At 34.4% G+C, this 15,558-nt stretch carries 10 protein-coding genes and 2 tRNA genes; 3 read left to right on the top strand and 9 right to left on the bottom strand.

The features are described from left to right. Window positions 1–626: 626 nt before the first annotated feature. The 4 genes from ACGH6Q_RS09140 to erpA form a co-directional block, all read right to left on the bottom strand. On the bottom strand, window positions 627–1,553 hold the full coding sequence (locus ACGH6Q_RS09140; protein WP_411592649.1) for a hypothetical protein: 927 nt from the start codon (window positions 1,551–1,553) through the stop codon (window positions 627–629). Between the two features lie 956 nt (window positions 1,554–2,509). Further along, window positions 2,510–2,585, bottom strand: a tRNA-Gly gene (locus ACGH6Q_RS09135). Window positions 2,586–2,603: 18 nt separating this feature from the next. Further along, window positions 2,604–2,691 (bottom strand) — tRNA-Leu (locus tag ACGH6Q_RS09130). Between the two features lie 216 nt (window positions 2,692–2,907). Further along, window positions 2,908–3,246: an iron-sulfur cluster insertion protein ErpA gene (erpA, locus tag ACGH6Q_RS09125; protein WP_034914816.1), complete on the bottom strand. Its 339-nt coding sequence runs from the start codon at window positions 3,244–3,246 to the stop codon at window positions 2,908–2,910. A gap of 159 nt (window positions 3,247–3,405) precedes the next feature. Between erpA and hemL the strand changes: the two genes are divergently transcribed. Then, window positions 3,406–4,698 (top strand): glutamate-1-semialdehyde 2,1-aminomutase, encoded by a 1,293-nt coding sequence (gene hemL, locus ACGH6Q_RS09120; RefSeq protein WP_296302990.1) that lies wholly within the window; start codon window positions 3,406–3,408, stop codon window positions 4,696–4,698. Window positions 4,699–4,759: 61 nt separating this feature from the next. Continuing rightward, entirely contained in the window at window positions 4,760–5,236 is a 477-nt protein-coding gene (gene bcp / locus ACGH6Q_RS09115; protein WP_065559949.1) for a thioredoxin-dependent thiol peroxidase, read from the top strand. A 24-nt stretch (window positions 5,237–5,260) separates the two neighbouring features. On the opposite strand, the gene ACGH6Q_RS09110 is transcribed toward bcp, so the two are convergent. Continuing rightward, entirely contained in the window at window positions 5,261–6,346 is a 1,086-nt protein-coding gene (locus ACGH6Q_RS09110) for an AI-2E family transporter (RefSeq protein ID WP_174798563.1), read from the bottom strand. Window positions 6,347–6,394: 48 nt separating this feature from the next. Further along, a complete protein-coding gene (locus tag ACGH6Q_RS09105) occupies window positions 6,395–7,918 on the bottom strand; it encodes a helicase HerA-like C-terminal domain-containing protein (protein ID WP_411592648.1) in 1,524 nt (507 codons plus the stop codon). A gap of 168 nt (window positions 7,919–8,086) precedes the next feature. Here ACGH6Q_RS09105 and ACGH6Q_RS09100 point away from each other — a divergent pair, with 168 nt between their 5' ends. Continuing rightward, a complete protein-coding gene (locus ACGH6Q_RS09100; RefSeq protein ID WP_034914830.1) occupies window positions 8,087–8,308 on the top strand; it encodes a YdcH family protein in 222 nt (73 codons plus the stop codon). Window positions 8,309–8,650: 342 nt separating this feature from the next. On the opposite strand, the gene mgtA is transcribed toward ACGH6Q_RS09100, so the two are convergent. The 3 genes from mgtA to zntB all read right to left on the bottom strand — a co-directional run bounded on the left by mgtA (window position 8,651) and on the right by zntB (window position 15,365). After that, entirely contained in the window at window positions 8,651–11,359 is a 2,709-nt protein-coding gene (mgtA, locus tag ACGH6Q_RS09095) for a magnesium-translocating P-type ATPase (protein WP_065589908.1), read from the bottom strand. Window positions 11,360–12,327: 968 nt separating this feature from the next. Further along, the gene (locus ACGH6Q_RS09090) at window positions 12,328–14,220 is read right to left on the bottom strand and encodes a DNA topoisomerase III (RefSeq protein WP_296318391.1); all 1,893 of its coding nucleotides are present in this window, start codon (window positions 14,218–14,220) and stop codon (window positions 12,328–12,330) included. 143 nt (window positions 14,221–14,363) lie between these two features. Next, on the bottom strand, window positions 14,364–15,365 hold the full coding sequence (zntB, locus tag ACGH6Q_RS09085; protein WP_051634328.1) for a zinc transporter ZntB: 1,002 nt from the start codon (window positions 15,363–15,365) through the stop codon (window positions 14,364–14,366). Window positions 15,366–15,558 lie beyond the last annotated feature (193 nt).

Here is a 15,558-nt window from a genome sequence, read left to right as displayed (position 1 = left end):
GTAATTTGAGAAACTACTGTAATAATTAGTCGTAAAAAACAAAATTAGCGCTTTATCACCAGCAAGCGATATGGCGTTTATATCATAAAGAAAAAACGACGGCCATTGATTTGGCTAAACGCTATTACAAAACCTATCCAAGCAAAATGCTACAGGTTGATACCAAAGGTTTATCTTTACTTATAAATCAAACGAAACAGCAAACTAGAAAAATTATTTTCTAGTATTAACATGATTTTTTTGTTTTTTTACTTAAACACGGTGTTTTCCTGAAACTTTTTGACAAAAATTGGACAGTCTTTGTTTGTTAGATAAATATTTGTTTAGATAAACTGCGTGATAATCGCTGTATCAAGCAAAAATGTACCAATCCCACCTGTCAAACCGATGTGAAAGCCGAAAGAGTGATACAAACTTTGAATTGCGATGTAGCATAATCGGCAAATATTTAGCGATTCAAAAGATAGAAAACAAAAACTTAAACGCTTTATTAATTTTTATAATATCATTAAACCCCATAAAGCGATTTCAGGCAAAACGCCTTATGAGTCTTTAGAGGATTATTTTAATTATGAAGTGTAAACAACTCGGCGTTTTCATACAGATTAAGAACTAAATGCTAAAAGCTAAGGCGCAATGCAAACAGCATAATTGGTGTGGCTAGCTGGGCGGACGCGGGCGTCGTCCGAGTCGACAGCGAACCGAGTGCTACCTGCCGCGTCGCCTGTCCAGTAGCCGTAAAAAACGAAGCCCGCACCAGCGTAGTCGTCCATGCGGCCCCACTCCGTAAAAAATCCTGCTCTTATGTGACGCTGGTAAAATAGAGTACCTGATGACGGCGTAGCCCCATCTATATTATTTATACATGGGAAATAATTATTATCTACACCACACTTCGAATTGGTTAAATCCCTTATCCTCGGCATTCGATACCCCAAACTATTACACCATGCTAACTGGTCACTATAAGTTTTCAATTGATCACCCCGATTGACGAACCACTGCTTTAACACAAATCCATATTTTACTACCTCATCAGCGGTACTAATATCCCTACCCACTAACTCAAACGTCTGCGGTAACCTTGGCTTAGCAATTGGGTTAGGATGAGGATTGTACCATTGATTTCTTGCCTCTGGACCTGTTAGCTTAACACGGGCGACAACTTGTCCCTTATCTTCATCAGGGATCCACCTATCATTAGCTACAACATTTGTCACTGTCGCAGTGATTCCCCCCAAAGTAACGGGTTCCCATGTCAATTCCTTTATATCTACTCCACTTATGAGTAAATCAAAATATAAATTATGCATACCTGTGGTCGGGAAATTGAGGTTGTATAATTCAGGATGAATTGATTCAAAATCAATTGATTGTACTAAAAAGCCCTTATCAGGATTCCATAAGCTAGCTTGGCCTGCATATTCGTCGTCACCAAAATTTAGATTTGGCCTTACATAATTGATAACTGGCGACGGTATTATTATTGCATCACTACGATTACCCGCTCTAACCTTTTTACCATTTGCCTGTACATTCCATGACGATGACAATAATAACAGTGCTGATACTAACAAAGCTGTTTTAGGTGATTTGAGCGATAATTTCGATAATTCGTTGAGAAATAATTTGGAAGGTATAAATAAGTTTCGTGAAAAAACTCGTCGAATAAGATTATTTGATAAACTTAAGACATAGGTTTGCCAGTGCTGGTGTCTGGTGTCTGGTGTCTAAAATGATAATGCATTATGGTTAACCTGTCAAGTAATGATTTGTTTTATTTAGATTTTTATAATTATTTGCTTATTTAATAAGCTTGTTTTCCTATAGCGATAAAAGTATAACCATAAAAAAAATAGTTGGCTAGTTTTTTAGCAGATTTTTTGTAAAGAAATGTAAAGATAAAACAATTCAACTTTATAGATAGGTTAATTTTATTATTAAAATATGGAGTTAGCTTTATAGCTTTTAAATTTTGTCGGAATAACTGATATTGGTGATAACGTTTAATTTAAGAATTTTGAGCGTAACATCTTACAAATCACATGGCTACAAAATATAAACTAAGGTACCCAACGCCCACGCTCGCTCTTAACCATCGGCATGATTTACTCAAATCATTATGAAATTCGCCTTTTTTAAGCCTATTTGCTTTGCTCAGAAGTGCCAAATTGTTACTGATAAATTGGCATCCATAACAAAGCACAAACTCGCCAAACAGTCCTATTTGGCGTGCTGCCCTCAGTCTATCAGCAAAGCACTCCGACACAGTTAAAAGATAGGTAAATTAACCTTGCCGTGTTGTGTGTTTTCTCTAAAATAGCTCAGGTAGACTATTGATTTTATTGAAGTTTTTTTATTTTACTTAATTTAAGTAATTATTAGCTAATTTCTGTTTTTATTACAATGTTTTTGCTGTGTTTTTTGTGCCTTGCACACAACTAATAACTTTCGTTAGTTAACACACTATGGGATATAAATTTACTTTTATACTAAATAGATGTTTTATTGGAGCGGGAAACGAGGTTCGAACTCGCGACCCCGACCTTGGCAAGGTCGTGCTCTACCAACTGAGCTATTCCCGCATGAGAGTTGTTTGTTAGTGGTGCCCGGGGCGAGACTTGAACTCGCACGGCCAAAAAGGCCGAGGGATTTTAAATCCCTTGTGTCTACCGATTTCACCACCCGGGCTCAAAACTTATTACCAAAAGGTAATTGCGTTTCGAATGCTGTGCATTTTACCCATCTTAATTTTGCCGTCAACTAAAAATTAAAAATTATTGTTTAACTGCTCAATGTTTGTCACTTTTTATGGCTTTTATTAATCTTTCTATAAAAATTAAAGTTAAAGTTATGGTTTATTATCTTCCCATAACGTTATTGGTATTTTTAAAACTTAAATATGGCTTAAACACTGAAAGATGAACCGCAACCGCATGTTGTTGTTGCATTGGGATTATCAACCACAAAACGAGAGCCTTGTAAACCTTCTACATAATCGATAGTGCCGCCAACTAGATATTGTAAGCTCATGGGATCGATAACTAAAGATACACCATTTTTTTCAATAGCTAAGTCATCTTCGTTTACCTTTTCATCGAAAGTAAAACCATACTGAAATCCACTACAACCACCGCCTGTTATATACACCCTTAATTTTAGGTTTGGGTTCTCTTCTTCAGTGACTAATGATTTAACTTTGTTGGCTGCAGCATCAGTAAAGTTAATCGGTAAAGCATCGCTCATATTCTTCTCCTAATATATTGATCTTTGCATTATATACCTTTGCTAAATGAAAATACAAAATAGAAAACTTCTATTAAATAAATTTCTCATAGTTGGCTTGAATTTATTTTGATTTTATGAATAAATACAACAAATTTTTATAGAGAGATCATCTCAGTTATGCAAAACAATTTCAAATCAGAAAAACTTTATCATCAGGCTCAATCAGTTATGCCTGGTGGCGTTAATTCGCCTGTTCGCGCCTTTAATGGCGTTGGTGGCTCACCTTTATTTATTGAGCGTGCAAACGGTGCGTATATTTATGATGTGGACGAAAGAGCCTATATTGATTATGTTGGTTCTTGGGGGCCGATGATCCTTGGACACAATGACCCCGATGTAGCCAATGCGGTAATTAACGCTGTTCATAACGGTTTGAGTTATGGTGCACCAACCGAAATTGAAACCAAAGTTGCTAATTTGGTCACTCAATTAATGCCTTCAATTGAAATGGTGCGTATGGTAAATTCGGGAACTGAAGCAACCATGAGTGCCATCCGTGTTGCACGTGGTTTTACTGGACGTGATAAGATTATTAAATTTGAAGGCTGTTATCACGGTCATGCTGATTATTTGTTAGTTAAAGCGGGGTCTGGTGCCCTTACTTTTGGTCACCCAACTTCACCAGGTGTACCTGATGATTTTGTTAAGCATACATTAGTTTGTGATTATAATAATTTAGAATCGGTTAAAAAACAATTTGAGCAATATCCCGACCAAATTGCCGCCATCATTATTGAACCAGTTGCGGGCAATATGAATTGCGTGCCAGCAAAGAAAGAGTTTCTACACGGTTTACGAGCACTTTGCGATAAGTATGGTACGTTATTAATCATTGACGAAGTGATGACAGGCTTTCGAGTCGCACTGGGCGGAGCTCAAGATTATTATGATGTTGTGCCCGATTTAACTTGTTTAGGCAAAATTATTGGTGGAGGTATGCCTGTTGGAGCGTTTGGTGGTCGTGCAGATATTATGATGCAATTAGCACCAACTGGTCCAATATACCAAGCTGGAACGCTTTCAGGTAACCCCGTTGCAATGGCAGCGGGTTACACAACGTTAACCAAGTTAATGGAAGTTGGAATCTATCAAGAGTTAAAAGATAAAACCGCATCGCTTGCTGATGGTTTATTATCGGTAGCTAAAAAGCATAATGTGCCGTTAGTGTTGAATTATGTAGGAGGGATGTTTGGATTATTCTTTACAACTGCTTCTGAAGTAACCACTTATCAAGATGTGATGCAGTGTAATGTTGAATTATTTAAGAAATTCTATCATCATATGCTAAATGAAGGTGTTTATTTTGCACCGTCAGCTTTCGAAGCTGGTTTCATGTCACTTAAGCACACAGATAAAGAGATCAATCATACCATTGATGCAGCAAGTCGTTTTTTTAATAACTTAGTTTAGATGTATGGCACTTTTTATATTTCCAATTAAAAATTAAACTATTAAAATAGGTAATAATCATATGGTTAATCCACTTAAAGAAGGTGAAAAAGCACCTCAGTTTTCGTTGCCAGACCAAGATGGAGAGCTTGTAGGCTTAAATGACTTTAAAGGCAAACGTGTTTTAATTTATTTTTACCCAAAAGCGATGACACCTGGTTGCACTGTGCAAGCATGTAATTTGCGAGATTGTTCTGATGAGTTCAAAAAATATAATGTGGTGATCCTTGGTATAAGTACCGATAAACCTGAGAAGTTATCTCGATTTATCGAAAAAGAGCTGTTAAATTTCACGCTGCTTTCTGACGAAAATCATGAAGTTGCTCAAGCATTTGGTACTTGGGGCGAAAAAGAGTTTATGGGAAAAACCTACGATGGGATTCACCGTATAAGCTTTTTAATTGGCAAAGACGGTAAAATCGAAAAAGTGTTTGATGATTTCAAAACCGCTAACCATCACGAAGTAGTTTTAGACTATCTTAAAAAACACAGCAAATAGTTCTGATTAAAAGCAGATTAACCATTAATCTGCTTTTACTTCGCTATTGATAGTATTTAATTCGTCTGATTTTGGCCATGCATTTATAATTGCTTTAACCAATGTAGCCAAAGGTATTGCAAAAAATATTCCCCAAAATCCCCATAAACCACCAAACACAATTACCGCTAAAATAATAACTAATGGATGTAAATTAAGTTTTTCAGAAAATAAGCAAGGTACCAATAAATTACCATCTAATGCTTGTATTAATACATAGAAAAACAATAAATAACCAAATTGTGCGCTTAATCCCCATTGAAATAGAGCAATTAATACAACCGGAATACTTGAAATAATAATACCAACGTAAGGCACTAATACAGATAATCCAACAAGCACTGCTAATAAAAGTCCATAATCTAAACCAAAATACCAAAAAGGAATATAGACACAAATGGATAAAATAATTATATGTAGTACATTGCCTACTATATAATTGGATATTTGCATATCCATTTCAGCAGCAACTTTGTTCAAAATTGTACGGTTCTTAGGCAAGATTTTTGAACAGTATCCCCATATTTTTGTTTTGTCCTTTAATAAAAAAAACATCATTATGGGCACTAATACCCCATTAATTGCAACAGATACTAGCCCTAATAAAGACACAATGGAAAATTGCAATAACGAATTACCAGTTTGCACAACTTTGTTGGTAATACCTTGGATGATCGAGTCGAATAAGCCAACATCAATTAGTTCAGGGTAGTGTTCAGGCAAGGTGGTTAAAAAGTTGTTTGCAAAATTTAGCATGTTTGGAATATTAGTGATTAAGCTAATGCTTTGTTGCCAAATTAATGGTAATAAAATCATAAATCCAACTAATACAATCATTAAAAAAAGCAGTAACACCATTACAACTGCCAGTGTTCTTGGTATGTTTTTTTTATGTAGATAGTTAACCGGTCTATCAAGTAAATAAGATAGTACAATCGCAATTAAAACCGGTAGAAGAATTTTATTGAAAAAATAGATAATAACAAATAAGCCAACAATAACAGCCATTAGCGAAACAACATGCGGATCGCTAAAGCGTTTTTTATACCATTCTATGAACATTTTTAACATTAAAATACTCCTATTTTGCTGACTTTTTAAGTAATAACTTCGTTTTGGTTATTTTTTTAAACCACCTAATATACCACGGGTGATCTGTTTACCGATTTGATTAACAACTTGCCTTGTTGCGCTTTTAGCTATTTTTTGGGTGATACCATCATGTTGTCCACCTCTTGGCCCCTTAGTACCAAAAAGTAGTGTGCTTAAAAAATTTAGCAATCCACCATTATTTTGTTTATTATTTTTATCATCGTCTCTTTTTATATCGCTACCATTGCTGTTTTGATCGGATTGGTTATTTAACGAAAATCCATTTTTCAGTATTTCATAAGCGGATTGTCGATCTATGGTTTGTGCGTATTTGTTGTAAAAACATGATTGGCGAATAATAGTTAATTGATCTTCTGGCAACATAGGTCCCATTTTTGAACTCGGTGCAATAATATAACCACGTTCAACCATGTTTGGACTGCCTTTTTCATCTAGAAACGAGATAAGAGCTTCGCCAACGCCTAATTCCATTATTGCTTTTTCAGTATCAAAACTTGGATTGGCACGCATAGTTTGGGCAGCCACTTTTACAGCTTTTTGATCTTTTGGGGTAAATGCGCGTAAGGCATGTTGCACACGATTGCCTAATTGCCCTAAAACTGTATCAGGAATATCACTCGGATTCTGAGAAGAAAAATAAACCCCGACCCCTTTAGAGCGAATTAAACGCACCACTTGTTCTATTTTTTCTAATAATGCAGGCGAAATGTTATTAAAAAGTAAGTGAGCTTCGTCAAAAAAGAAGACAAGTTTCGGCTTATCAAGATCACCTACTTCTGGCAAATGCTCAAAAAGTTCTGACAATAACCACAATAAAAAGACTGAATATAATTTTGGCGAGTTATATAACTTTTCGGCTGATAAGATGTTAATTATACCGTAACCTTTAGGATTAACTTGCATTAAATCTTGAATGTTAAGCATTGGTTCACCAAGGAAAAATTCGGCACCTTGTTGTTCAAGAGTTAACAATCCACGTTGAATTGCGCCAATTGACGATAGCGAAATGTTTCCATATTGTGTGGTAAATTTTTTAGCGTTATCACCAACAAATTGAATTAATGCTCGAAGATCTTTAAAATCAATTAATAATAAATTGTTATCATCAGCAATTTTAAATACTAACTGTAAAACCCCTGCTTGAACGTTATTTAAATCGAGTAACCGTCCAAGCAAAATAGGTCCTATATCTGACACAGTGCTACGAACGGGGATTCCTTTTTCAGCAAATACATCCCATAATTCAATGGGTGACGAGTCTGCTTGCCAATTATTAACTTCAATACTCGCTAAACGAGCTTGTAGTTTTTCAGTTAATTTGCCCTTTTCACCAATCCCAGTTAGGTCGCCTTTAACATCAGCAAGAAAGACAGGTACACCTATTTTTGAAAAACCTTCTGCCATTTTTTGTAATGTCACTGTTTTACCTGTACCAGTTGCGCCAGTAATTAAACCATGACGATTAGCTAATGCAGCAATAATTGTTAAATCTTTACCATGACTTTTGGCAACTACAATCGACTCACTCATGGAATAACTCCCTTGTTGTTTTTTACTCTGCAATTAAAACAGTTTTGTTATAAAAATATATTTGGTTATTAAAACAATTTTTCTATTAAAACTACACATAATATTGTATTCTGAATTAGCAATAGCTGCTATTGTTATTATTCTAACTAGCCCATATAAGGAGGCACTATGTTTCCAGAATATCGAGAATTAATTTCCAAATTAAAAAATACCGATTTACGTTTTCAAAAATTATTCGACCAACATAATGAGCTCGACCAAAAAATTAAAAATATTGAATCTGGAATTATTGTCAATACCGCTGAAACGATAGAGGCATTAAAAAAACAGAAACTTAAAATTAAAGATGAAATTCATGAAATTCTAAAAAAAGCGTCTGAAATTATCTAAACTTTTAATTACCTACAACTTGTAATTATTTTAATTAATCGTTTTATTTCAAACTAATAAACTAATAAACAATTAAACAAAAACCCCAATAATTGGGGTTTTTTATTATGTGTTAACTTAAAATCCTTGCGCTAACTATTTTATATTTAATTGCTTAATTTTGCTTGAGCTTTTTTTGTTTTCGGCTTTTAATTAGCATAATTAAATTTTTATGTGGTGTTTTCATAGATTATTTCCTTTGTTATTATTTTATATTTAACATTTTGATTTTTAGTATTTTTTAAATACATACTTCTTAAATTAGCTAAGCGATATTAGTATCACTTAGCTGTTATTAGTTAATTAAAACCATTGTCCAAAACGTTTGATATAGATACGTTTCATTAATTGTGCAACGCAGCAATAGCTAAATAGAGTTGCTAATAGCCATGGAAAGTATGACCACGGTAATGGTTGTAGTCCAATTAACCCACTTAGTGGAGAAAATGGAATATAAATACCAATCGCCATAACTAACAAAGTCATCACAATAACAGGAAATGCCGCCGTGCTTTGCACAAATGGAATTTTTTGTGTTCTTAGCATGTGCACAACCAAAGTTTGCGATAATAACCCTTCAATAAACCATCCTGAATGAAATAGTGATTGAGCTTCAACACTATTAGCACTAAATACAAACCACATTAATGCATAAGTTGTGATATCAAAAATAGACGATGTAGGCCCAATCCAAATCATAAAACGTCTAATATTTAACGCATTCCATTTACGTGGTTTTTGTAAAAATTCATTGTCCATTTTGTCCCATGGCAATGAGAGTTGTGAAATATCATACAATAAGTTTTGAATAAGTAAATGTATCGCTAGCATAGGTAAAAATGGTAGAAACGCACTAGCAACCAATACTGAAAAAATATTGCCAAAATTAGAACTTGCTGTCATGTTTAGATATTTCATGATATTGCCAAAGGTCTCGCGGCCACATATTACACCTTCTTCTAAAACCATTAAGCTTTTTTCAAGTAAAATAATATCAGCAGATTCTTTAGCGATGTCGGTTGCAGTATCGACCGAAATCCCTACATCTGCATCGCGAAGTGCTGGTGCATCGTTAATACCATCGCCTAAAAAACCAACTGTATGTCCATTATCTTGCAACAACCGAATAATTCGCGATTTTTGCAGCGGCGTTAATTTTGCAAAAATAGTGTGCTGTTCGATCTGTTTTTTTAGCTCGACATCATCCATTTTTTCAATTTCAGTGCCAAGTAATGGCGTGCCTGGTTCTAAACCAACTTCTCGGCAAACTTTAATGGTGATGATTTCGTTATCACCAGTTAAAACTTTAACGCCCACACCATGCTCATTCAATGCCGAAATAGCTTCAAATGCGCTTTCTTTTGGTGGATCTAAAAAAGTTAAAAAGCCACGAATGGCGAGAGCAGTTTCGTCCTGCACGGTGTATTGTGGTTTTGTTTCACTTGCCGGAATGTTTTTTACTCCAACGGCTAATACTCTAAAACCTTCTTTATTATATTCATGTGCTAATGCGATCAAAGCTTGTTTACGTTCATCGTTTAATGGTAAATATTCGTCATTTTCATAAACGTAACTAGCAATAGACAGCATTTCTTCAACTGCGCCTTTACAAATCATCAAATGGTTATCATCACCATTTTGTACCACCACCGATAAACGTCGGCGTACAAAATCAAATGGTAATTCATCAATTTTTTTGTATAAGCTAACACCAACCTTTTTCATGCTGGTCTTTTCTTCGGCAAAACGAATAATCGCTTTATCCATCAAGTTTTTCATGCCGCTTTGATAATAACTATTAAGCCATGCAAGTTCCAAAACAGATGAATCGACTTGACCTTTTATATCAAGGTGATGCTCTAAAATAATTTTATCTTGTGTTAATGTCCCCGTTTTGTCAGTACATAAAATATCCATCGCCCCAAAATTTTGGATTGCGTTAAGTCTTTTAACAACCACTTTACGTTTTGCCATACCAACAGCGCCTTTTGCTAGATTAGCGCTCACAATCATTGGTAACATTTCAGGCGTCAAGCCAACGGCCACGGCTAATGCAAAAAGTGCAGCATCGCCCCAATCATTTTTTGAAAAACCATTAATAAAAAATACAATTGGCACCATAATTAGCATAAAGCGAATAAGCAACCAGCTAACGCTATTAACACCGCGATCAAACGAAGTTTCAGCACGAGATCCTACAATTGATTTTGCCAATGAGCCAAAATGAGTATCCCCTCCTGTTGCAACAACAATGGCTGTGGCGGTTCCACTAACAACGTTGGTTCCCATATAACAAATGTTATTAACATCAAGCAAATTATCTTTGTTGATGTTTGATGTTTCGATATTATCGGATGTTTTTTGTGTTACAGCACCTAATGTGTCGTACTTTTCAACAGGAATCGATTCGCCTGTTAATACGGCTTGGCTAACAAATAAATCCCGAGATTCAATCAATCGAATATCTGCCGGGATCATGTCTCCAGCCGACAAGTAAACAATATCCCCAGGAACAATTTCACTTAATGGAATTTCAATACGTTCTGGGCTCATATCTTTATGCGCACGTCTTAGCACCGTTGCTGTTGTACGAATCATCGATTTTAACGCCTCAGCCGCTTTGTTCGATCTAAATTCCTGCCAAAAACGCAATAATCCACTCAGTGATACCATAGTTAGAATAATGATAATACTGGTTAAATCTGTCTCTTCACCATTTTGCAAAGGTAACCAAAAATCAGTCACAAAACTGACAATAGCTAACGCTAATAATACAAATATAAATGGATTATTAAACGCCATTAATAGTTGTACTAAAACTGATGGTACCTTTTCGCGTGCAACTTCATTTTTTCCATATGTTTCAATTCTCGACTTTGCACTTTCTTGTGTTAATCCTGAAAGGCTGGATTGAAATTTAGCTAAAATACTATCAAGACTGCTTTGAGCTTCGTTGATAGCTTTAATATCTACACTATTTTGTGCTTTAGTTTTTGATGTATTTTTTGTCATCATAAGTACCTATATTCATAATTTTGGCAAAAGTAGGCCAACTTATTGTTACTAAATAACAATAAATAATTAAATTTTGTGATTAACTAAAATTTAGTGCATAACAAAAGTAGCCTATAAAGCTATTTCTTATAGCTTGGGCTGAGCATTAAATTTGATTAGCAAACAGAATTAATTAAGAATTTAGATACAACTCGGTGGTTCTAAATGTTTTTCTGAAAGATGTAAAACACGCACCATTAAACTTTGCGCGCATTGGTGTTTTGAATTTGTGTGATAGCGTGTAAAAAAATACATATCGTTCACCGTTACCGTTTTATCAATTTCGGTTTGTGAACTGAAAAAATGGTTATTTAGACAGGTTCATTAACCGATAATGATGTGTTTAAATTTGTCTCCCCTAGTCTTGGGGTGACCCGATTGAGTGTCCATATTTCTCCTGTAAATTGAACTCTTCACTTTATATTTCAACTTCCCTTCACCCTCGTTTTTAACTTCCATAATAGCTAAAAAAGGAAGAAAAGCTCAAAAGGCGGGCTCTTTATACTCCTTTAAGGATTAGAAGTCAACCTATATCACGAAAAAATAAATACAGTTGTTGAAAAACGGCACTTATCGCCGTTTTCATCTTCACTTTATATAAAATTGATAACCCTATTATCTAATAGAATATACAATCGCTACCCTATTAACTAACGTAAATATTTTAAAGGGAACTATCTGAATTACTCCATAATAATCAGTCCAATTTGGTAATTATTTTGTGATTTCTTTTATCACATTTATTTAAGAAAAATGTACTCAAAACGGCTAACTTGGATAATATTATTAATATATGCTGATATTTGATCGAGTTATAAAAATAACAAAAAGAAAAAGCACTTAAAATTATTATTTAATTAGTATGGCTATATTAATAAACAGAATGAACAGTATTATTAAATTTCATCCTGTTTTTTATATAGATATTAACCTTGAATATTCAACCTTGCATTCTTTAACTGATTAACAAGATCTAACAGTGATAAATTAAGTTGATACATAAATTGTTGGTACGAAAACTCTTTTTTGCTAATTTCGTTTAATTGCAATTCCCAATGGGCGGTCATGTCTGGCATCGACATTATATCTGGTAGTGATAAAATCAGATTTTTACCCACCTCGGTTGAGCGAATTGCTTTGCCTTGACGAATTAAAAATTGACGTTTAAATAACAATTCAATAATACCTGCCCTTGTTGCTTCTGTACCTAAACCATCTGTTTCGCGTAGTATTTTTTTGATTTCTGGATCTTTAACAAATCTGGCAATCCCCGTCATCGCAGACAACAGTGTTGCGTCAGTAAATTGTCTTGGTGGCTGAGTTTCTTTGCTAACCAGTTCAGTATCAATGCATTGCACGGTTTCACCCTTTTTAACTAATTTAGTTAATAAACCATTACTTTCATTGTCATTCATATCGGTTGGGGATTGATGGTTTTTAGTTCTAAATAAAACTTTCCAACCTTCATCAAGCATTTGGTTAGCTTTAGAAATAAATTTTCCGCCTTGAATATCTACATCAATTTGCAATTCAGCATATTTATATGCTGGATAAAATTGAGCTAAATATTGCGTTGCCACAACTTGATAAACCGCCTTTTCGTTGTCAGTTAAGTTTTCCATTTTAGCTTTACGCAACGTTGGAATAATAGCGTGATGTGCTTCCACTTTTTTGTCATTCCAAGCTTTAGTGCGTAAAGTATAATCAGCATTATTAATTGCGGTTTGTAGTTCTGGACAATTATTTTCAATGGCAGACTTTACACCTGTAATTTGTTTTAAGTGTTCTTCTGGCAAAAAGCGACAGTCTGATCTTGGATAAGTAATTAATTTGTGTTTTTCATATAACGATTGGCAAATATCAAGCACATCTTGGGCACTTAGCCCATTTTTTTTAGCCATCTCAATTTGCAGTGCCGATAAATTAAATGGCATTGGTGGCGCAAGTTCTTTCTTTTTATTACTAACTTTATCAATTGTGCCTGATTGCTTATTAATACGCTGACAAACATTTTCGGCCAATTTTTTAACTAAAACACGTCCTTCTTCGTCCTGATAAGGCGAGCAAGCTTCGCTGGGTTGCCATTTAGCTTTAAATATTTCATTATCTTTGGTTTGTAGCACTGCAAAAACTTCATAAAATGGTTTAGGTACAAATTGCTCTATCTCTAAATCTCGCCTAACCACTAACCCTAAAATAGGAGTTTGTACTCGCCCAATTGATAAAACCCCCCGATAACCGTTTTTTTGACCAACAATGGTACAAAGACGACTCATATTAATTCCATATAGCCAATCGGCTCTAGCCCTTGCTAATGCCGAAGTTGATAAAGGAATAAAATCTTGATTGTTGCGTAATTGTTGCAATGATTTTTCAACAGCGCTGGCATTCAAATCACTAATTAAACAGCGTTGAATTGCTTTGCGCTTATCTGGCGATAATTGGCAATAATTTAAAATTTCATCAACTAGTAACTGCCCTTCCCTATCTGGGTCACCAGCATGTACTATTTGCTCTGCTGACTTAATCAAATTTACCAAAATATTAAATTGTTTTTCTGTATTGCCTTTAGGCATTAATATCCATTTTTCAGGCACTATGGGTAAATCGTTAATTGCCCACTTTTTATATCGCTGATCATAAACTTCTGGCGTGGCTTGCTCAAGGAGATGACCAATACACCAACTAACCACATCACCATTACTCGCTTTAATAAAACCATTACCTTTTTGAAGAGGTTTAGGTAATACGTCAGCGATAGCCCTTGCTAAGCTGGGCTTTTCGGCAATAAATAAACGATAAGATTGATTAGGTTGCATAAGAATAATTATTCATTAAAATTTCAAACAAGATAAGTTTGAATCAGTATTAATTTTATGGTTTTAAATAAAAAGTCAATTATATCCTTATACCCAACTTTATAAACATTCATAAATTTTCATCCATTTTTAAAGATGCTTTATTACCACCATTTTTTGTATTTAAGCCAAATAACTGAAATAACACAAATAATAACAAGCAATAATATTAACCCTACAAAAGACCAACCTTCACTACTAAAAGGAATGCCGGCTAAATTGACACCAAGCAAACTGGTTAAAAACGTAATGGGTGTAAAAATTATGGTAAAGAGTGACATTAAATAGATTCTTTTATTGGTTGATTCAGCCAAGAAGCTATTAATTTGTTCCATAATTGAAGCTATTCTTAATAAACAGCTATCAATATCAGATACATAATGATTTTGTTGATAGGAAATATCATGCAAGCGTTGGCGATCGTTATCGTCAATCCACGATATTCTTTCAGTCGAAATTTTTACAAAAATATCGCGTTGTGGTGATAACAATCGGCGTAAGACGATCAACTGTTTACGAACTCGACCAATTTCTTTATAAGAAAAGATACGTTGGTTTAAAACAGATTCCTCTAACTTAATGATTTTATTGTGAACACTATCAAAAGATAAATTAACTTGATCACTAATTAAATCAGACATTTGAATCAACCAATCCGCCACATCTACAGGACCAATGCCCTTTTCTAGATGATCCTTTAATTCAGCAATAGCCGAAATTTGTTGATGCCGTGTTGAAATAATCATGTTATCAGTTATATAAAAACGAAAGGTAACAATAGGATCGGGAAGCTCATTGGGAACAAAATTAACACCTTTTAAAACCACTAAAACACCAGACTCAAAACGAATTTCCTTGGATATTTGCTTAGGTTTTAGCAATTCATTTTTAATCAAATCTGGAACTAGATTTGTATTATTTACCCAATTGATGGTTTCTTGTTTAGCAAAATCTAAATGAATCCAAAATGGTTGTGAAATTGAAGGTTTACTCTGTTCATTAAGTGGTAGCGCTTTGCCTTTACCATCTAACTGACAACAAAAAGCTGGTTTAGCTTCTAAAAGATGTGAAACAGAAATAGAACTCACACTATTTTGACTAGTCATTACCGATCCCATTTATTGTTTTTTCAAATTATATACCTAATTTAGCTTAAATTGGAGCCATCAACTAGCGTTTTATTATTTTATTTAAGGCATTAAAACCAATCCGTTAAGCTCATACTGACACAGGTTAAACCTGACTAAAAACCTAAAACGGATCAAGCTGAACAAAGTGGACAATATCTGGAGCATAATA

Origin of the sequence: Gilliamella sp. BG2 (assembly GCF_046635645.1) — a bacterium.
Taxonomy (GTDB): Bacteria; Pseudomonadota; Gammaproteobacteria; order Enterobacterales; family Orbaceae; genus Gilliamella; species Gilliamella bombi.
The sequence above is the reverse complement of the archived record's forward strand: the minus strand, read 5'-3'. Positions and strand labels throughout refer to the sequence as shown.